Here is a 20,226-nt window from a genome sequence, read left to right as displayed (position 1 = left end):
ACGCAGAAGACCAGAGACACTCCGTCTCTGGTCTTCTTCCGTTAACTGGCAGCCTAATGTTCGAAATGAGTGACCGGCGCACCGCCCGGCAGGTTCGCCAGGATCCCCTCCGCCACCTTGCGGAGCTTGATGTTCCGGTGGCTGGATGCCTTGGAGATGATGGCAATCGCGTCGTTGTAGGAGCACCTGTTCTGCGCCATGATGACGCCGCAGGCAATATCGATGGACGTCCGGCTTTCCAAGGCCGACTGCAGGTCCGACGCTCTGGTGCTGGCCGAATGCAGCTCAAGGGCCAGCCTGAGGCCGCGGGAAGCGAGGTCAGTGAAGCTGCGGGCCTCGGCGATCACGGGCAGCGGGAACGCCTGGGAGCTGGCCGCGAAGAAGGCGAGGGCAGCCTCGGTGCCCTCATCCAGGGAAAGCCGAAGACCCAGAACGCTGGCGAAGCCCGCCTCCTGCAGGTACGGCCTGTAGCAGGCCCAGCGGAAGTCGGAGGCCACGTGGTTCATGGCCGCGGTACCCGTGCCGGTGAGGGCCTCGGTCAGGGGGCCTTCGCCGACCTCCGTTTCCAGCCGGGCCAAAGCTGCGGTCTGCGTGCCGGTTCCGGCGGTGGACCGGGCGCGTTTGACCCGGTTCAGGACCAGCGCACATTCGATGGGGACACCCGCGAGCCGGCTCAGGGCGGCCGCCGCGAGGTGGACCAGGGATTCCAGGGAGTCGGAGAGGTCCGTCGAGCCGGTGACCAGATCGGGGATCAGTCCGTCGGTACCGAGCATCCCGAGGGTGATCGCTTTCGCAGCCGATTCCGTGCCCGGGTGATCGCCCGGCGCCGGGTTGGATCTGCGGTCCGGGACTGTTGCCGGCCCCGGATGGGGGACGCCATGCTGGATGACGTGTTGCGTCGGATGAGCGGACGCCGGACGCCTGCCCGCCGTCGTGTGCGCCTGGGCAGCTTCGGAATGGGACTTCATGTCCGTCTCGCCATGGTCCGCCGGGATCCAGTTGGTGGCGTTCGGTGGATGTGATCAGCGGAGATCGGAGGGCCGGCGACGGCTGGGGGAGAGGCCTTGGTCTCGAAGACCTCCTCGTCGCCGGCCCCGCTTACTTCCCGTACCCCTTGGAACGGGAAAGCGCGGTTGCCAGGTCGTGTATTCATCCTTCTCACAACCCCCTAGTGAGACATCCAATCCAGTGCGATGTGTGAGTCTTTGCTCCTAGTAGACGGTAGTTCGGGCGTGGTACCCAGCGACCGCGTAATCGGTACTTGTTTTTCAAATTAGGTAGTACTTGGTTTCTTGGCCACCTTCAAATATTTCTCCTCCGCCGAACTCCTTGACTCTCACGCCGACAGCGCCAAGACTTAGCTTCTATAACGTTGTAAATGCTTGGAAACAAAGGACTGACCGTGAGCACAGCAAAGACCACCGCCGGCAAGATCACCATCGATCCGGCGTTCACCGTAGGCCCCGTCCGGCGGAGGACTTTCGGCGCCTTCGTGGAACACCTGGGACGCTGCGTCTACACCGGCATCTTCGAGCCGGAACACCCCCAGGCGGACGCGGACGGGTTCCGCACGGACGTCCTGGAATTGACCCGCGAACTCGGTGTTTCCACAGTGCGGTACCCGGGCGGCAACTTCGTGTCCGGGTACCGCTGGGAAGACGGCGTTGGCCCGGTGGAGCAGCGCCCGGCACGGCTTGATCTGGCCTGGCACTCGACTGACCCCAACCTGGTGGGCGTTGACGAGTTCGCCAACTGGTCGGGCAAGGCGGGCGTGGAACCGATGATGGCGGTCAATCTGGGCACGCGTGGGATCCAGGAGGCGCTGGACCTGCTCGAATACTGCAATATCGACGGCGGCACGGCCTTCTCGGACCAGCGCAAAGCCAACGGAGCTGAGAGCGGCTATGGCATCAAAATGTGGTGCCTGGGCAACGAGATGGACGGACCATGGCAGATCGGCCACAAAAGCGCCCTCGAATACGGCCGGCTCGCGGCCGATACCGCCCGCGGCATGCGTATGGTCGATCCCGACCTTGAGCTGGTGGTCTGCGGCAGTTCGGCACCCACCATGGCCACCTTCGGCGAGTGGGAGCGCGTGGTGCTGACTGAGACCTACGACCTCGTGGACCTGATCTCCGCCCACCAGTATTTCGAGGATGCCGGTGACCTGCAGGAACACCTGGCCGCGGGGCACAAGATGCAGTCCTTCATCCGGGACATCGTGGCCCACATTGACCACGTGAAGTCGGTGAAGAAGTCCGCCAAGCAGGTGAACATCTCCTTCGACGAGTGGAACGTCTGGCACATGAGCCGCGCCGAATCAAAGGCGCCAACCGGCACGGACTGGCCGGTGGCCCCGGTATTGCTGGAGGACAAATACACAGTGGCGGACGCCGTCGTGGTCGGGGATCTCCTGATTATCCTGCTCCGCAACACCGACCGCGTGCACGCAGCGAGCCTGGCCCAGCTGGTCAACGTCATTGCCCCCATCATGACCGAACCGGGAGGCCGGGCGTGGAAGCAGACCACCTTCCACCCGTTCGCCCTTACCAGCCGCCACGCTGCCGGCACGGTGCTGCAGCTCGCCGTTGAATCCCCGTTGGTCAGCGGCGGCACAACAGCGGACTTCCCCGCGCTGTCCGCGGTGGCAACCCTTGACGCCGACAAGCGCGAGGCAGTCATCTTCGCGGTGAACCGCTCGGCCACCGACACCCTGACGCTGGACGCCGCCGTCGCCGGCCTCGGCAGCGTCCGGGTGGTGGAAGCGGTCACCTACGCGAATAAAGACCCATACTGGCAGGCCACCGCGGAGGACTCGACGTCGGTCCTGCCAGCGCAGAACGGGAGCGTCAAGGCCGACGGCGGCAGGCTCACCGCGGAACTCCCGGCGGTGTCCTGGTCCATGATCCGGCTGGCCCTCGATTCCTAGCCGCGGGAGGTGGAAAGATGAGGGCCATGGAACTGCATATCACCGGGGATCCGGCTGCCGACCAACTGCTGACAGATGATGCGTTTGCGCTGCTGACAGGCATGCTGCTGGACCAGCAAGTGACCATGGAATCCGCTTTTGCGGGGCCGGAGAAGATCCGGGCCCGGATCGGGTCCATCGAACCGGCCGCGGTGGCCGCGTATGAACCCCAGGCCTTCGTCGAGGTGTTCAAGGAACGGCCCGCGGTGCACCGGTTCCCCGGCTCGATGGCGGGGCGCGTCCAGGCGCTCGCCGAAAGCGTTCAGCACGACTGGGACGGCGACGCGACGCTGATCTGGACCAAAGGCGATCCAGACGGCCCGGAGGTGCTGCGGCGTCTGCAGGCACTGCCGGGATTCGGGGAGCAGAAGGCAAAAATCTTCCTTGCGCTCCTGGGGAAGCAGCGCGGGCTGAGCGCCCCCGGCTGGCGCGAGGCCGCCGGCCATTACGGCCAGGAGGATGCCTTCCTTTCGGTTGCGGACATCGTGAGTCCTGAATCGCTCGCCAAGGTGCGGGCCAGCAAGCAGGCAGCAAAGGCGGCGGCCAAGGCTGCCAAGGGCTGACCGCGCATGGCAGTGACCATGAACGATGTGGCGCGCGCCGCCGGAGTGTCGTTGAAGACCGTGTCGAACGTGCTCAACGACTACGAGTTCATCCGGCCGGCCACCAAGCAACGGGTGCAGGACGCCATCGCCGAACTGGGCTACGAGGCGAACCTGACGGCCCGCAGCCTGCGTTCCGGGAAGACCCGCATGCTGGGCCTGCTGCTGTCCGACCTTGCCGCACCGTACTACGCGGAACTGGCATCGCGGGTGATGACGGCGGCGGAGCGGCGCGGCTACCGGGTGCTGGTGGAACAATCCGGCGCCCTGGAAGCCAACGAAATCGGCGCCCTGCAAGGTCCGCTGCGGCAGCTGACCGACGGCCTGCTGTTCACACCCCTGGTGATGGGGGCCGACGCCGTCGCCTCCCTCCGCGGCACCAAGCCGGTGGTGCTGCTCGGGGAGCACATTCTGGATCCCCGGCTGGATCTGGTCACCATGAGGAACCACGACGCCGCCCATGCCCTTACCGCCCACCTGCTGGCGGCGGGCCGCCGTCGTATCGCCGTGCTCGGCGCCCAGCCTGGGGAGTCTGCCGGCTCTGCCGGACTGCGGCTAAACGGTTACCGGAGCGCACTGGAGGACGCCGGCGTCCCCTTTGACCCGGCCCTGGTGGCACCCGGTAAATGGCGCCGCGACGGGGGAGCAGCCGCCGTCGCCGGCCTCCTGCAGCGCGGAATTCCGTTCGATGCCGTCTTCGGCCTGAACGACGCCCTCGCCTTGGGCGCCATGCATGAACTGCTCGTCCGTGGCGTAAAGGTGCCCCAGGATGCTGCGGTGGTGGGCTTTGACGATATCGAGGAGGCGCGGTTCGCCTCGCCGGCGCTCACCACCGTCTCGCCCGGCATGGACGAGATTGCGGAACGGTCTGTCGGGTTGCTGATTGACCGGGTTGAGGGGTTGGAAGCCAGGGAGGACGGCGTCCATGCGGAGGCGGGCTTTGTCCTGAAAATCCGGGATTCTGCGCCCTGAGGATTGCCGCCGGACATCGGCTCCTCTAGACAACGACGGCGGCAGCCGCCGTCGTTCCTTCGCGCATCTCCGCGCCAGGCAAGGCAGTCTCCGGCAGGTCCGTTTCCGGCAGGTCCGCCGTCAGTTCGGCGGCCGTGGGCGGGTTCGCGCCCGGCCGGCGGACGGTGATGGCGGCTGCTTTCGACGCCATGCGCCCGATAGTGGTCAGGACATCCTGTCCCAGGCCCTCGGTGCGGCGCGACAGCAGGCCGTAAATCAGGGCCGCCATGTACGAATCACCCGCACCGATGGTGTCCGCCACCGTGGACCGGATGGCGGGGATGAAAAGCTGGGTGGCGGGCGTCGCCAACAATGAACCTTCCCCGCCGCGGGTGACCACTGCCAGTCCGGCGCCCAGCCGCAGGATCCGTTCGGCGGCGTCGTCAAGGGTGACTCCCGGGTACAGCCAGGCGGCGTCCTCATCGCTGAGCTTGACCACGTCCGTCAGCGGAACCAGGTCCTCGAAAATGCGCACGGCCTCTGCTTGGCTGCCCAGCAATGCCGGCCTGATGTTCGGATCGTAGGTGACCAGGCAGTCGCGGTGCGACTGTTCCAGCAGTGTCCGCACTGCCGTCGCGCCCGGAGCCAGGAACGTGGCGATGGATCCGGTGTGGAGGACTTTGGGCAGGTGGGCAGGGGCCACTGCCGGAAGTTCCCAGCTGATGTCGAAATCGTAGGTGGCGGAGCCGTCCGCGGCGAGCGTTGCCGTAGCGGACGCGGTCCGCGCCGCGGACTTTGAGCCCGGCAGGAGTTCGACGCCGGCACGCCGCAGGTGCGCCTCGATCGCCTCGCCGCGGGCATCTGCGCCCAGCGACGTCAGCAGAGCGGTGGCAACGCCGAGGCGTCCCAGGCCGTAGGCCACGTTCATCGGCGAGCCGCCCGGATGCTCGACGGGGCCGCTGGCTGAGGCGACAACGTCAACGAGGGCTTCGCCGATGACGACCACGTCGACGGCGGCCGCCGGGGCAGCGGGGGGAGTCGCGGACAGGGGGCTGGGGGAGTTGCTGTGCACGGTGGAGCCTTTCATAGGGCCGTCCACGGGCCTGGTGCAGGCCCGCGGACGGAGGTGGGGAGTGAATCGGGTGGTGCAGGGCCAGACGGTGCGGTCAGGCCGTGGCGGCACCGGTCATAATGGCCACGGCGTCAGTCATGTTGTGGGACTGCGGGGTGATTGTTGCCGCGCACTTGCCCAGGCGCTGGATGTGGATCCGGTCCGCCACATCGAACACATGGGGCATGTTGTGGCTGATCAGGATGACGGGCAGTCCCCGGTCCCGGAGGTCCCTGACCAACTGCAGGACCTGGTTGGATTCCCGGACGCCGAGCGCCGCCGTCGGCTCATCCAGCACCACTACCTTGGAGCCGAAGGCCGCGGCGCGGGCCACCGCCACTGCCTGGCGCTGGCCGCCGGAAAGGTTTTCCACCGGGACGGTGACATCCTGCAGCGTGGAGATGCCCAGCCGGGTCAGTTCCTCCTTTGCCTTGCGGCGCATGCCTTTGGTGTCCAGGACCCGGAAGATGCTGCCGAGAGGTCCGGCCAGGCGTTCTTCCCGGCCCAGGAAGAGGTTGGAGGCAACATCGAGCGCGGGCGAGACCGCCAGGTTCTGGTAGACGGTTTCGATGCCGTGGACCCGGGCGTCCTGCGGCCGCTTGAAGTGCACCGGCTGTCCCGAGACAAAGAGTTCGCCGGAGTCCGGTACTTCTGCTCCGGTGAGGCACTTGATCAGGGTGGATTTGCCGGCGCCGTTGTCGCCGATGATTGCCAGGACTTCACCCGGGTACAGGTCCAGGCTGACGCCGTCCAGGCCTACGACGCGACCGAAGGTCTTAACCAGGTTCCGGGCTTGCAGGATGGGTTGCCGGACTTCCGTCCCCGCGGACTCCAGATGCATGGCGGTCATGATTTCACCTTTCGGATCCACTGGTCGATGGACACAGCGAGGATGATGAGGACGCCCACTGCGAGGGTCTGGTAGAGCACATCGAGGCCTGCGAGGGAGAGTCCATTGCGGAAGACGCCTACGATCAGGGCGCCCAGCAGGGTTCCCCAGACTGAGCCGCGCCCGCCGAAGAGGCTGGTCCCGCCAATGACCACGGCGGTGATGGAGTCCAGGTTCAGTTCGACGCCGGCGTTGGGGCTGGCTGCGTTGGTGCGGCCGATCTGGATCCAGGCGCCGACGGCCAGGACGGCGCCGGCGGCGAGGTAGACACTCATGAGGACTTTGTTCACCGCGATGCCGGCCAGGCGGGCGGCTTCCTTGTCATCGCCTACGGCATAGACGTGCCGGCCCCAGGCGGTCTTGCCGAGGATGAACGCGATGGCGATGTAGAGCAGGAGCATCACGACGACGCCGGTGGAGATCCTGACCGGGCCTACCGGGAAAGTGGTACCTGTCCAGGTGAGCAGGTCCGGCATGGCCGAGCCGCGCACTGTCGCTCCGTTGGAGTAGAGGAGCGTCAGTGCGATGAAGATGTTCAGCGTGCCGAGGGTGACGATGAACGGGGGGAGCCGGAACCTGGTGACCAGGAATCCGTTGAGGGCTCCGGCGGCGAGTCCGACGACGAGGCCCGCGAGCAGCGCGAGAGGTGCGGGTAGTCCGTTGTCGACGGCGACTTGGGCCACGACCATGGAGGAGAGGATCATGACCGCTCCGACGGAAAGGTCGATGCCTGCCGTGAGGATGATGAGCGTCTGGGCGATGGCAAGGGTGCCCACCACGGACACCTGCTGCGTAATCAGGGAGAGGTTTTCAACCCGCAGGAACCTGTCATTGAGAAGTCCGAATACGACGACGGCGATGAGGAGGACGAGGGCGGGGCTGACGGCGGGGTAACGGTGGAGGATATTGCGTATCCGGCTAAGCGGCGTCTGCCGGTCAAGGAATTCCTCCGCCAGGTCGGCATGCCCTGCGGCGGGCGGACCGGCGGTCTGTTGCTGGGTCACGATGGATCCTGATCTTTGGTGATGGCTGCTAGGGCGGAGCTAGCTCGGTGGATGGATTGCGGGGAGACCGAAAGCGGCTCCGGTCTCCCCGCGTGACGCTGGGTGGCTACTTCTTGCCCCAGCAGATATCGGAAGCCGCGGTCGTGGTGATGCTCTTGACGCCATCTGCGGGCTTGTCCGTGACCAGCTCAACGCCGGTGTTGAAGAAGTCCAGGCCCGCGGTGTTGGCAGGCTTCTTGCCGGTCTTGGCCAGTTCAACAATCGCCTTGACGCCCATTTCGGCCATCTTCACGGGGTACTGCTGGGCGGTGGCACCGATGACGCCGGACTTGACGTTGTCCACGCCGGCGCAGCCGCCGTCGACCGAGACGATCAGGACGTCCTTCTCCTTGCCGGCGGACTTCAGGGCCTCGAAGGCGCCTGCTGCCGCGGGCTCGTTGATGGTGTACACAACGTTGATGTTGGGGTTCTTGGACAGCAGGGTCTCCATGCCGGTACGGCCGCCGTCCTCGGCGCCCTGGGAGGCCTGGCTGCCGACGATCTCGTACTCGCCGCCCTTGCCGCCGGTGTACTTGCCGGTCTTGGCTTCGTCGCCGTTCTTCTTCTTGTCGGCGGTGTCGATGCCGAGTCCGGTCAGGAAGCCCTGGTCGCGGTTGTAGTCAACGGAGACAACCTTGTCGTCAAACAGATCCAGCAGGGCGATGGTGGCCTTCTTGCCGCCAAGCTGCGCGGCGGTCCACTTGCCGATCAGCTCGCCGGCAGCGAAGTTGTCGGTGGCGAAGGTGATGTCCGCGGCGTCGGCGGGGTCCGGCGGGGTATCAAGGGCAATGACAAAGAGTCCGGCGTCCTTGGCCTTCTTCAGGGCATCCACCACGGAGGGGCCGTTGGGGGTGATCAGGATGCCCTTGTCACCTTTGGAGATGGCGTTCTCGATGGCCTGGATCTGGGTGTCCTCGTCGCCATCTGCCTTGCCGGCGGCGAGCTTCAGGTCAACGCCGTCTGCCTCCGCTGCCTTCTTGGCGCCTTCCTGCATGGAGACGAAGAAGGGGTTAGTGGTGGTTTTAACGATCAGGGAGACGCCGATCTTTTCGTCAGCGGTACCTCCGCTGGCCCCGGGTGCGCTGGAATTGCCGCCACAGGCGGTGAGGCTGAGGGTACCGAGGGTCAGGACTGCGCCGATGGCCAGCAGGCGGTGTGAAAGCTTGGGTGTGGCTTTGGAACTCAACATTGAATCTCCTACGTTCGTGGCACATCCTGTGCCTGACAACGATGTCAGAAGCTATGTAATCAACGTCACAGGGTAGAGTCAAGACAAATTCGATGATGAAGGGCGAGTTAATGACAACGATGTCGAATCGTTACCAGGCGGACTCCGCCAAGAACCGGCCCACCATGCGCCATGTCGCCGCGCTGGCCGGGGTGGGCATCAAAACCGTCTCCAGGGTGATGAACGATGAAGTGGGCGTTTCAGAGGCCACCCGGCAACGGGTGCTCGGGGCGTCGCAGCAGCTCAACTACCAGCTGGATATGGCGGCGGGCAGCCTGCGCCGCACGGGCCGTCAGACGCTTTCCATCGGGCTTCTGCTCCCCAGCGTGGCCAACCCCTTCAGCAGTGAGATCCACCGGGCAATGGAAGACGCCCTGGCGGCACGCGGGATAGCCGTTTTCGCAGCCAGCCTGGACGATGACCCCGAGCGGGAAAAGGCGCTCGTGTCCGCGTTCCTCGGCCGGCGCGTGGACGGACTGGTCCTGACCCCCATTGCCCGGAGCCAGGCGTACGCCATCCCGGAACATTCCCGGGACCTGCCCATGGTGTTCATTGACCGCGAGCCCGTGGGCATAGAGGCCGACTCTGTGGTGACGGATAACGCCGTCGGCGCGGCTCGGGCGGCAGCCCATCTCATGGCGCATGGCCACACGAAGCTTGCCTATCTGGGCGACCGCCCCGACATCCAGACCGCCCGGGAACGGCGTCGCGGATTCATTGAGGAACTGGGCCGGGCAGGGCAGGCGACGGCCGCCGTGCCGGTGCGGGAAGGACTCCACAACGAGGAATCAGCCCGGCTGGCCGCCCTGGAGATCCTGACGGCAGAGAATCCGCCCACGGCGATCTTCTCCAGCCAGAACCTCATCACGTTCGGCGTCATGCGCGCGCTGAAGGAACTTGGCGCCAGCCGCCGTGTGGCACTGGTGGGCTTTGACGACTTCACCCTGGCGGACATGATGGAGCCCGGCATCACCGTCATCGCCCAGCACCCGGAGCGGATCGGGAAGCTCGCCGCGGAACGGCTGCTGGCCCGGATCGACGGCGACGGCGGTGCGCCGCAGACCTACGTTGTCCCCTCCGAGCTCATCCAGCGCGGTTCCGGGGAGCTCCCGCCGCCCGCAGGCTGAGCCCAGATCCAATGCACAGCAGACCCAACCACCAGCAGATCCAAACAATCCAGAGGGGACAACCATGACTAAAACGCTCTACGCCGAATTCACCGTCAAGCCCGGCAGCGAAGACCGGGTGGCGGAGATGATGCGCGAACTGACCGACGAGGTAAGGCGTGAACCGGGAAACCAGCTCTTCCTGCCCTACACCCGGGAAACGAACCCCCGTGAGTACTTCGTGTTCGAGGTCTACGACGACGACGCCGCGTTTCAGGAGCACATCAGCGCAGACTACGGTGCCCGATTCAACGGCGAGCTCGCGGATCTGATCGAAGAGGACGGCTCAGTGCTGACCTGGCTCCAGCCGGTTCACTAACGCCAAATCCCGGGCTTGTCCGCGATCCTAACCTTCAAGGCAGGGAACCGAGGACAAGCCCGGGACGGATTAGCCTACTTCTGGCGGTCCTTCCCCGGTTTGGTCAACGTGCTGAACATTGACTGGGCCAGTGGCGTGACCGTGATCGACTTCAGCTGCGCGGTGCCGCCGTCGGCGAAGAGCGCCACCTGGTTGGCTCCCGCTGCAGGGAACACCTGGTCTGTGATGGTCCGCTGCCCGCCCTGTGTGAAGACCTCGACTGAGGACCTGTCGAGGTACACCCGGAGGGTCACGGTGCCGTCTGCGTCGAGGGTGACGGGCGGAGAGTCCACTGAGGTGAAGAGCGGGTGGAAGCTGGTGTCTCCCGAGTTCTGCCGGTCCACGTACACCTCGCCGGTGGTCCGGTCGTACCCGATCTCGGTGGCGGTGCCACCGTTCCCCAGCACGGTGATTCCGGCCCGTGACGCCGTGCCCGGTGCGAGCGTGACATCAATCCGCTGGGTCTGGCCCCAGGCCGCCGCAGGCAGCGCCGTGGTGCCGGGGGCAATGTCCCGCGCCCGCTTCTCTGCGTAACTCGCCTTTGAGGCAAGGTCATCCACTTGCTTGACGGCCTTCTGGGTGAGGCGCGGTCCGGCCGGAGTCTGCGTCAGTGCAACTTCCCGGGGCAGTGACATGGCGCTGCGCCACGGCGAGGTGGGGATGGCCTGGGCGTAGTCCCAGTTGTTCATCCAGCCCAGCATGATGCGTTTGTCCTGCGGCATGTTGGCGAAGGAGACCGAGGCATAGTAGTCCCGGCCGTAGTCCAGCCAGTCGTAGGTCTGGATCCGCGGTGTGGCCGCCTGCTCCGAAGCTATGAACTCATCGGCCAGGATGTGGCCCCAGCCGAAACGGTTGTTGTCGACCACCTTGATGCTGGCCTGCCGTCCCTTGAATTCGGCAACGTTCCAGGACGCCCAGTCCAGGACCTCACTGTTGGCGCCCGTGGCGGTCCGGACCACCTGGCCGTCCACCACCAGGTTCACGGTGGTCTCGTCTGACCGCGGCACCGCGGCCTGGTCGGTGAGCATCACGTGGTCCAGTGTCAGGTGGCCCCAGCCGCCGGTGGCCTGGTCCACGATCCGCAGCTGGGCCTGCTGTCCGGCGAACTCGGAAACGTCCCAGCCCTTCCAGTTCAGGGCGCCCGCGTCATCGCCGGCCAGGCTGCGGACAACGTTGCCGTCCACCAGCAGCTGAACCTCCAGCTGCTGACCTGAGCCGGCGGCCCGCTGGCCGCCGCCCACCAGCATGCTCATAAAGTTCCGGGAGAGCGTGAACGACGGCGACGTCATGGTTCCCTGCCTGTCGTCGCCCGGTGCGCCGCCGGTATCAAACGTGTTGATCCGCTTGGCGCCGATGTAGAAGTCACCGCCGGACGTGGCGGGCTGGAACGAAGGTGCGAGGTCGGCGGTACCGGTCCAGCCGGCGTCGGCCATTGACGTTCCGTCCGGAACCTCGAACCCGTTGAACAGCAGGTCGCCGGCCGGCGGGGTGTTGTCCAGCTTGTCCGAGACGCGGGGATGCTGGCCGCCGCCCACCAGGAAGTTCAGGTAGTCGCTGCTGACCGTGAACTGTGGTGATTCCGCGGTGCCCACGGGCCAGTCGCCGTCGTTGAAGGAGTTGATCAGCCCGGCCCCGGCAAAGCCGCTCACCGTGTTTTGTCCCGGCAGCGGTCCGGTGGCCGGAGCATCTCCGAACGGGCCGTTCTTCCAGTTTCCTGGTTCGTTGGCCACTGCCCAGCCCTCGTAGCTGCCGTTGTTGAAGCCGGCGAGCGGGGTTCCGGCGGGGAGGGTATCGCTTGCTTTGGTTGTCTCGGAGGTGAAGGTGGTGCCGTCGAAGTCGCCAACAAAATACTGTCCGGCCGATCCGCCCGCAACGCCGCCGGGGTTGATGTTGACCACCATGACCCACTTGATGTTGGCGGGGTCGCCGTCGACGGCCAGGGGGAAGAGGTCCGGGCATTCCCAGAGCCCGCCGGTGGCGTTGGCCGGCCCGAATTCGCTCAGGAGCGTCCAGTCCTTGAGGTTCCCGGATTTGTACAGCAGGACCTTGTGGTCTGTGGCCTCGACGGCGGCCATCACCCAGTAGCCGCCGCCACCCGGGGTGCTGTACCAAAAAACCTTGGGGTCGCGGAAGTTTGCAGAGTTCCGGTTCAGCACCGGGTTTGCGTCGTACTTGGTCCACGTCTGGCCGTCGTCCAGGCTGTAGGCCAGCGACTGGGCCTGCAGTCCCTGATAGGGCGAGCCCGGCTTGTACGCGCTGGTGTAGACGGCCACCAGCGGCGGGTTCTCGGCGGTTCCGAACCCTGAAGTGTTGTCCTTGTCCACCACCACACTGCCGGAGAAGATGTCCTGCTGGTCATCGGTGGCGATGGCCAGCGGCTGCTCCGTCCAGTGCGTCAGGTCCTTGGAGGTGGCGTGCCCCCATGACATGTTGCCCCACGCATTTCCCGAAGGGTTGTGCTGGTAATACAGGTGGTAGACGCCCTTGTGGAAGACCATTCCGTTGGGATCGTTCATCCAGTTCTGCTTCGGTGAGTAGTGGAAGGCCGGCCGGTACTGTTCCCCGCCGAGGGGCGTTCCGGAACCGGCGTCGGCCTCGGAAACGGTTCGCGCGGCTGGTGCCTGGGTTTCAGCGGAAGCCTGCGCTGCGCCCCAGGCCGGGACCGACCCGGCGAGTGTTGCGGCGAGGCTGAGGCCTGCCAGGGTGAGTGCCGAACACGTCATGACCGTTCGGGATTTGTTGATTTGCATGGATAGGGGTTGCCCTTCATCGCGCGTGCCTAGTGGATAGACAACGTTGTCAGTGACAGGAACGGTAGGGGATGTCCACAAGACAAGTCAACGGTTCGAAGCGGTCATGGACCGATGGTGAAGCAGACCGGTGCGGCCCCTGCAATAATCGGAACCAACGTGTGTCCGGGGCGCAGCGAAGCCCCGGCGTGCAAAGCAGCAATGTAAGTTCGGGCCCCACACACCAGGCGAGGCGGACATTCCATGAAGGCTCCAGACCACCAGCAAGCTCAAATTTTCGGAACACCGGTACCTCCGGGCGACGCTAATGCGGCCGGTCATGGGCGCGTGGACCAGCACCTTCTCCAGCGCCTCGCCGACGCTCACGGCGTTGGCACGTCGTTCCACGGCTGGGACGGGCTGCCGCACAGCGTCGCCGCGGAGACACTGATCAAGGTCCTGGCAGCACTCGGCGTCCCGGCCCACACCAACCAGCTGATCGAAACCGCCCTGGTCGAGGCGGAAGCGGCGCCGTGGCGGCGGATGCTGCCTCCCGCCGTCGTGGTTCAGCAGGGCGAAGCCGCGGTGGTTCCCGTCCACGTCCGGGACGGCGCCACGGCACGCCTGCACGTGGAGCTTGAAACGGGCGCGGGCGGTCCCGTGGAGGCAGTCCAGCAGGATGTCTGGGTGGCACCCCAGGACGTGGATGGCGTGGCCACCGGCCGGGCCACCTTCGCCGTACCGGAGGGGTTGCCGCTGGGCTGGCACACGCTGCGGGCAGAGTCCGACGGCGTCACAGCCGAGGGCACGCTGGTGGTGGTTCCGGCGCGGCTCACCACCGCCGATTCCCTGACGGAGCGTCGCGGCTGGGGCCTGGCCACCCAGCTCTACTCCGTGCGGTCCAAACGGTCATGGGGGATCGGCGACTTCGCCGACCTCGCGGACCTGGCCACGCTCAGCGGCGCCCGCGGAGCAGACTATGTCCTGGTCAACCCGCTGCACGCCGCCGAACCCGTGCCGCCGGTCCAGCCCTCGCCGTACTCGCCGTCCACGCGGCGTTTCTTCAACCCGCTGTACATCCGGGTGGAGGCCATCCCGGAAATCGCCTACCTGAAGCCGCGCAAGCGCGCAACGGTGGACAGGCTGCAGGAACAGGTCCAGGCCCTGAACAAGGACGGCGAACGGCTGGACCGCAACGCCGTGTACGCAGCCAAGCTCCAGGCCCTGGAACTGCTGTATCACGCCCGGCGCTCGCTGGCACGGCAGGCAGCGTTCGACGAATTCTGCCGGATCTCCGGCTCCGGACTGGATGACTTCGCCCTGTGGTCCGCCATCCGGGAAGACCTGGCACCGGACCATCCGCTCTGGACCGATCCGGACTGCGCCCTGGGATCCGCTGAAGCGGAGTCGCTGCGCGGGAAGCTTGCGGACCGGATCGGGTTCCACCGCTGGCTGCAGTGGATCTGCGACGAACAGCTTGAGAACGCGCAGCAGGCGGCACGCCGGGCCGGGATGCGGCTGGGTGTGGTGCACGATCTCGCCGTCGGCGTTGACCTCAGCAGCGCCGATGCCTGGACCCTCCGTGACGTCCTGGCGCCCGGGATCAGCGTGGGGGCGCCGCCGGACATGTACAACCAGCTGGGCCAGGACTGGAACCAGCCGCCGTGGCATCCCACCCGCCTCGCGGAGGCCGGCTACGCACCGTTCCGCAACATGCTCTCCACCGTGCTCCGGCACGCCGGCGGCATCCGGGTGGACCACGTGCTGGGCCTGTTCCGCCTCTGGTGGGTGCCGGCCGGCAACTCCCCGCGCGACGGCGCCTATGTCACGTACGACCACGAAGCCCTGATCGGCATCCTGACGCTGGAGGCCCAGCGCGCCGGCGCCGTGGTGATCGGCGAGGACCTGGGGACCTTCGAACCATGGGTGCGCGACTACCTCGCTGCCCGCGGCATCCTGGGCACCTCCATCCTCTGGTTCGAGAACGACGGCGATTCACCCCTGCCACCGGAACGGTACCGGGTGCAGGCCCTCGCCAGCGTCAACACCCACGACCTGCCGCCCACCGCCGGCTACCTGGCGGGAGACCACGTGGCCCTCCGCAGCAGGCTGGGCCTGCTGGAACGTTCTGAGGCGGAGGAACGTGCGGAGCACACGGCCACGCTCGAAAAAATGATGGGGCTGCTGCGGGAACGCGGATTGCTGCCGGAGGGTGGTGCTGGCGGCAGCGGTCCCGACGGCGGCGACGGTAGCGAGGAACGCACCATAGAGGCGCTGCACCGCCTGCTGGCCCAGACGCCGTCGGTCCTTCTCGGAGTGGCGCTGGTGGACGCCGTGGGGGAGCGGCGCGTGCAGAACCAGCCGGGCACCACCGAGGCGCTGTACCCGAACTGGCAGGTCCCGCTCGGCGGTCCGGACGGCAGCCCGGTGTTCATCGACGACCTTCCTGCCAATCCGCGGTTCAACACTTTGCTGGGTGCGGTTGCGGAGGCGCTCCGCAGCTGACCATGCGGCAACTGAGCACTGCCGCAGCTGACCCCTGCTGCAGCTGTCCTCGACCGGTAATCCACTTGCAGAGGGTCAGCGGGTAACCTCCTCCAGGAGTTCCAGCACGTGGCGGTACTGCGCGCCGGTTGCCCGCGTCATGCCCAATTCGCAGGTCCGGTTGCAGGAAGCGTGCGCCGCAGCGCCCATGTCCGCCACTTCCGCGGCCTGTTTTGCGGTAGCTGATGCCGTCAGCTCCGGGTGCAGCATGCCACGGTCCCCTGCGAATGCGCAGCAGCCCCAGTTTTCCGGGACCTCCACGCGATCGGCGACCGCGCCGGCCACGGCACCCAGGGCATCGTTGAGCCCCATCCGGGTGGAGGAGCAGGTGGGGTGCAGGGCCAACGATTCCAGCTTCCCGTGATTGGGCAGTCCGGGAAGGATCCGGTCGGCAACGAAGTCCACGGCGTCCACCATGCGCAGTGGACGCTGCCCTGGTGCCGGCGTGTCAGATTCGACGGCATGGCGCAGGCCCTCGGTGCAGGAGGACGCGTCGCAAACGATCGGCAGCTCGCCGTCCCTGGTGGCCTCCCGGAGCGCTGCGACGGTCTTCTCCCGCATCGCTTCCTGGCCGGCGGCCATGCCTTTGGAAGACCAGGGGGTGCCGCAGCAGAGGCCGTCGATCCCTTCCGGCACAAGGAGAATCAGCCCTGCCCTGGCACAAAGCTGTTCGAAGCTGTATTGGACGCCTTTCCCTTGGCGATCCTGGACCGTAGCCGCAGGCCCGAACATGGTCCCCACGCACGCAGGGAAGTAGACAGCGTCCGCTTCGCCCGCCGGCGTCGGACGCTTCCGCACCGAACCGCCGCCCGGCAGTTCGGCCGAATACAGCGGGACTGTGTCTTGCCCAAGCACTGCCCGCGCGGCCTTATTGGGCGGGGCGATGACGGCGGCAGGGAGCTTATTGACCACAGTCAGGGCCAGCGAAGCACCCCGGGTGACGCCCTCCCAGTGCTTGGCGGCGGCATTCCACACGCCGTTGGCGAGCGGGCCGGCGTCGGCCTGCCGCAGCTTCTTGACGAGCGATCCGGTGTTGATGTCCACCGGGCAGGCGGTCTGGCACATCCCGTCCACGGCGCACGTATCCACAGACTCGTACTCGTAGTCCTTTTCCAGTTCCTTGACCAGCGCCGCGTCCCCGGCCAGCCGCGCGGATTCGATGGCGCGAAGCGTGACGATCCGCTGCCGCGGCGTCAGGGTGATGTCCTTGCTGGGACACACCGGCTCGCAATAGCCGCAAGAGACGCAGCGGTCCACTTCCTCGGCGACCGGCGGGGCTGTCTTGATGTGCCGCAGGTGCGCCAACGGGTCTTCGTCCATCAGCACTCCCGGGTTAAGCATCCCGGCAGGATCAAACAGCCGCTTGATGCTGCGCATGACGTCATAGAGCTCATCGCCGTATTGCCTGCGGACGTAGGGTGCCATGACGCGCCCTGTCCCGTGCTCGGCCTTCAGGGATCCGCCCTCGGCGAGAACCAGGTCCACCATGTCTTCGGTGAAGGCGCTGTAACGGTCCAGTTCAGCGGCGGTGGCGAAACCGTCGGTGAGCATGAAGTGGACGTTGCCGTCCTTGGCGTGGCCGAAGATCACGCTGTTGCCGTAGCTGTACTTGTCGAAAAGCCGGATCAGTTCCCGGCAGGTGCGGCCCAGCACCGGGACGGGGACCACAATGTCTTCCAGCAGCGCGGTGGTGCCCTGGGGGCGCGCACCGGCGACGGAGGCGTAGAGGCCCTTGCGCAACTGCCAGAGCTGGCCGCGTTCGCGGGAATCGCCGGTGAAGCGGGCGGGGGCGGACAGCCCGAGGCCGTCGAGGATGCCCTCGCCGTTGACCTGGAGCTCGGCCAGGTTCCCTGCGCTGCCGGCAGAATACTCCACCAGGAGTGCGGCATGGTCCCGCACGTCAAGGTCCTGCACGACGGCGGGAGTTCCCTTGAGCGTCTGGCCCACCTTCAATGACAGCGCATCCATCAGCTCAATGGTGGCGGCCCCCGTTTCAACGAGGGCAGGCAGCGCCGCGTTGGCGGCCTCGAGGTCAGGGAACACCAGCAGGCCCGCGGCGGCATGCTGGAGTCTTGGGATGGTGCGGAAGATCGCCTCCGCCACGAAACCCAGGGTGCCTTCGCTGCCGACGATCAGGTGGGCAATGATGTCCACTGGGGTCTGGAAGTCCAGGAGGGAGTTCAGCCCGTAGCCCATGGTGTTCTTCATGGAGAACTGCTGCCGGATCCGCTGCACGGAGTCCGCGTTGTTTCGGACCCGCTCTGACAGCCGGGCCAGGCCTGCGTAGAGTTCCGGTTCGAGGGCGCGGAGTTTCTGCTCGGCGTCCGGCGCTCCGGTGTCGATCACTGTGCCGGAGGGCAGCACCACGGTCAGGGACTCCAGCGTGCGGTAGGTGTTGTCCACGGTGCCGCAGTTCATGCCGGAGGAATTGTTGGCCACCACGCCGCCGATCGTGCACGCCGCCTCGCTGGCCGGATCAGGGCCGAACTTCCGTCCATAGCGGGCGAGCCTCGCGTTGAGGGCCCGGACCGTGACGCCGGGCTGGACGCGGACCCGTGCACCGTCGTCGAGCACTTCGATGTCCCGGAAGTTGCGCCGGACGTCCACCAGCACGCCATCGGTGACCGCCTGGCCGCTGAGGCTGGTTCCGCCGGAGCGGAACGTCAGAGGGACGCCCTGGGCGGCGCTCGCACGGAGCAGTCCGCCTACCTCGGCGGCGCTCCCCGCCGTGACCACTGCCTGCGGGATCAGCAGGAAGTGCGACGCATCATGGGCGTTCGAGTGCAGGTCGATCGCCCGGGTCTTCACCTGGGCGGGATCCTTCACCGCCGCGCGCAGGCCAGCCAAGTCCACGGGCGCCATCAGGGGACCATCCAGCCCAGGACGGGGGTGGACTGCAGGAAGATCAGCACGGTGATGAGCGCCAGCAGGCCAAGGCTCCAACCGAGGATCTTCCGGAACAGGGTTCCCTCGGCACCGTCAAGGCCCACCGCCGCCGAGGCTACGGCCAGGTTCTGCAGCGACAGCATCTTCCCCATCACCCCGGCGGAGGAGTTGGAGGCTGCCATCAGCACCGGTGACAGGCCGGTCTGCTCCGCCGCGGTGGCCTGCATCTGGCCGAACAGCGAGTTGGAGGATGTGTCGGAGCCGGTGAGTGCCACACCAATCCAGCCGATCAATGGCGAAAGGACGGCGAAGAAACCGCCCGCGGAGGCCAGCGCAAAGCCAAGGGTAGTGGTCTGGCCGGAGAGGTTCATGACGAAGGAGAGGCCCAGCACGGCCGTGACGGTAACGATTGTCCAGCGCAGCTGTACCAGGGTGTCCCGGTAGACGCGCAGGCCTTGTGATGCGGTGATTCTGTACAGCAGCATGGTGAGCAGGCCGGAGAACAGCAGCAGCGTGCCGGTCGCCTTGAGGTGGTCCAGCTTGAACTTCGTGGCCGCGACTGCCTTGCCGGCCGAATCGGTGATGTCCAGGCCCGGCCACGCGAACGTGACGCTGCCAACCTGGCTCAGCCAGGCTTTGACGAACGGAATCTGCGCCACCGAGAACACCGCGATGATGATCAGGTAAGGGGCGATCGCCATCCAGATCTGCCGAGGCTCGGGCCGCGAGTTATCCGTGGGGACTGCGCTGTCAGTTCGTTCAGCACTGCCCGTGGCGGGCTGTTCGGCAGAGTGTTTCGAGTTGGCTCGGCTCACTGAACCGCCACCTGCGCGGGAACCGACGGGGGCTGCCTCGGCTGCTTCCGGTGCAGCCTGAACTGAGCCACCCATTCCGATGGTTTCTTTCGGCTGCCACACCTTCAGCATCAGGAGCACGGCGGCCACTGTTACCACGGCGGCCACAACGTCAGTGAGTTCCACGGCGAAGTAGTTGGAGGTGACAAACTGCGCCGCACCAAAGGCGACGCCTGCCACGAGGGCTACGGGCCAGGTCTGCTTCACTCCGCGCCGGCCGTCGACGATGAACACCAGCAGCAGCGGAACGATCAGGGCGATGAACGGAGTCTGGCGGCCGGCCATCGAGGAAAGCTCGTTCAGCGGCAGGCCTGTTACGCCGTTCAGGGCGATGATCGGCGCGGCCATCGCGCCGAACGCTACCGGGGCGGTGTTGGCCAGCAGCGAGACAATTGCTGACTTCAGCGGCTTCATTCCTGCAGCCATCAGCATGGCGGCGGAGATGGCAACTGGCGCGCCAAAGCCGGCCAGGGATTCCAGCAGGGCCCCGAAGCAGAAAGCGATCAGGATGGACAAAATCCTGAGGTCGTTCGAGATGGAACGGATAGTGCGTCCCAGCACTTCAAACCAAGGCGTGGCCACGGTGAGGCGGTAGATCCACAGCGCATTCACCAGGATCCACAGGATGGGGAACAGGCCGTAGAAGATGCCGGCCGCGGTGGCGCTAAGGGCCTGGGCCGCCGGCATCTGCCAGCCAACGATGGCAAGCACGAGGGACAGGGCGAGGCTGGACAGGGCTGCTTTGGGTGCCTTGACCCTAAAAACGCCCAGCAGAACAAATAGCAGGACGAGGGGAAGCGCCGCGAAAAGGGCGGAAAGCACTAGGGACCCGGCAATGGGGTCGAGGATCTGCTGAAACATGTGTCTCCAGATTGTGTTAGGCGTCACAACACCGTG

At 66.3% G+C, this 20,226-nt stretch carries 14 protein-coding genes; 6 read left to right on the top strand and 8 right to left on the bottom strand.

Annotated features, from left to right (window positions below; translation table 11 throughout):
- Positions 1–53: 53 nt before the first annotated feature.
- Entirely contained in the window at positions 54–968 is a 915-nt protein-coding gene (locus ACZY0Q_RS15520) for an ANTAR domain-containing protein (protein WP_463918174.1), read from the bottom strand.
- 434 nt (positions 969–1,402) lie between these two features.
- Here ACZY0Q_RS15520 and arfA point away from each other — a divergent pair, with 434 nt between their 5' ends.
- From arfA to ACZY0Q_RS15505, 3 genes are read left to right on the top strand one after another with little or no spacing between them, the layout of a single operon-like run.
- Positions 1,403–2,929 carry an arabinosylfuranosidase ArfA gene (arfA, locus tag ACZY0Q_RS15515; protein WP_463918172.1) on the top strand — a complete coding sequence of 509 codons (1,527 nt, stop codon included), beginning with the start codon at positions 1,403–1,405 and terminating at the stop codon, positions 2,927–2,929.
- Between the two features lie 17 nt (positions 2,930–2,946).
- Positions 2,947–3,531: an HhH-GPD-type base excision DNA repair protein gene (locus ACZY0Q_RS15510; RefSeq protein WP_463918171.1), complete on the top strand. Its 585-nt coding sequence runs from the start codon at positions 2,947–2,949 to the stop codon at positions 3,529–3,531.
- Between the two features lie 6 nt (positions 3,532–3,537).
- On the top strand, positions 3,538–4,542 hold the full coding sequence (locus tag ACZY0Q_RS15505; RefSeq protein ID WP_463918170.1) for a LacI family DNA-binding transcriptional regulator: 1,005 nt from the start codon (positions 3,538–3,540) through the stop codon (positions 4,540–4,542).
- Positions 4,543–4,567: 25 nt separating this feature from the next.
- On the opposite strand, the gene ACZY0Q_RS15500 is transcribed toward ACZY0Q_RS15505, so the two are convergent.
- The 4 genes from ACZY0Q_RS15500 to ACZY0Q_RS15485 form a co-directional block, all read right to left on the bottom strand.
- Complete coding sequence (locus ACZY0Q_RS15500) at positions 4,568–5,608, bottom strand: carbohydrate kinase family protein (RefSeq protein ID WP_463918168.1); 1,041 nt, start codon at positions 5,606–5,608, stop codon at positions 4,568–4,570.
- Between the two features lie 79 nt (positions 5,609–5,687).
- On the bottom strand, positions 5,688–6,482 hold the full coding sequence (locus tag ACZY0Q_RS15495) for an ATP-binding cassette domain-containing protein (protein ID WP_463918167.1): 795 nt from the start codon (positions 6,480–6,482) through the stop codon (positions 5,688–5,690).
- The gene (locus tag ACZY0Q_RS15490) at positions 6,479–7,525 is read right to left on the bottom strand and encodes an ABC transporter permease (RefSeq protein ID WP_463918166.1); all 1,047 of its coding nucleotides are present in this window, start codon (positions 7,523–7,525) and stop codon (positions 6,479–6,481) included. The genes ACZY0Q_RS15495 and ACZY0Q_RS15490 overlap by 4 nt, the downstream gene beginning before the upstream one ends.
- Positions 7,526–7,631: 106 nt before the next feature.
- Positions 7,632–8,753: a substrate-binding domain-containing protein gene (locus tag ACZY0Q_RS15485; RefSeq protein ID WP_463918165.1), complete on the bottom strand. Its 1,122-nt coding sequence runs from the start codon at positions 8,751–8,753 to the stop codon at positions 7,632–7,634.
- A gap of 164 nt (positions 8,754–8,917) precedes the next feature.
- Between ACZY0Q_RS15485 and ACZY0Q_RS15480 the strand changes: the two genes are divergently transcribed.
- Entirely contained in the window at positions 8,918–9,919 is a 1,002-nt protein-coding gene (locus ACZY0Q_RS15480; RefSeq protein ID WP_463918673.1) for a LacI family DNA-binding transcriptional regulator, read from the top strand.
- A 64-nt stretch (positions 9,920–9,983) separates the two neighbouring features.
- Complete coding sequence (locus tag ACZY0Q_RS15475; protein WP_463918164.1) at positions 9,984–10,277, top strand: putative quinol monooxygenase; 294 nt, start codon at positions 9,984–9,986, stop codon at positions 10,275–10,277.
- Between the two features lie 74 nt (positions 10,278–10,351).
- Here ACZY0Q_RS15475 and ACZY0Q_RS15470 read toward each other — a convergent pair whose 3' ends face one another.
- Positions 10,352–13,066: a GH32 C-terminal domain-containing protein gene (locus ACZY0Q_RS15470; protein WP_463918162.1), complete on the bottom strand. Its 2,715-nt coding sequence runs from the start codon at positions 13,064–13,066 to the stop codon at positions 10,352–10,354.
- Positions 13,067–13,309: 243 nt separating this feature from the next.
- On the opposite strand from ACZY0Q_RS15470, the gene malQ reads away from it, so the two are divergent.
- Positions 13,310–15,550: a 4-alpha-glucanotransferase gene (malQ, locus tag ACZY0Q_RS15465; RefSeq protein ID WP_463918159.1), complete on the top strand. Its 2,241-nt coding sequence runs from the start codon at positions 13,310–13,312 to the stop codon at positions 15,548–15,550.
- 75 nt (positions 15,551–15,625) lie between these two features.
- Here malQ and ACZY0Q_RS15460 read toward each other — a convergent pair whose 3' ends face one another.
- On the bottom strand, positions 15,626–18,451 hold the full coding sequence (locus ACZY0Q_RS15460) for an FAD-binding and (Fe-S)-binding domain-containing protein (protein WP_463918157.1): 2,826 nt from the start codon (positions 18,449–18,451) through the stop codon (positions 15,626–15,628).
- Positions 18,451–20,190, bottom strand: coding sequence for an L-lactate permease (locus tag ACZY0Q_RS15455; RefSeq protein ID WP_463918156.1), 1,740 nt, complete (start codon positions 20,188–20,190; stop codon positions 18,451–18,453). Before ACZY0Q_RS15455 ends, ACZY0Q_RS15460 begins: the two co-directional genes overlap by 1 nt.
- Positions 20,191–20,226 lie beyond the last annotated feature (36 nt).

The sequence above is a fragment of the Pseudarthrobacter lactosi genome (assembly GCF_055412785.1).
Note: the sequence above shows the minus strand (reverse complement) of the source record. Positions and strands in the feature narration are given on the sequence as shown.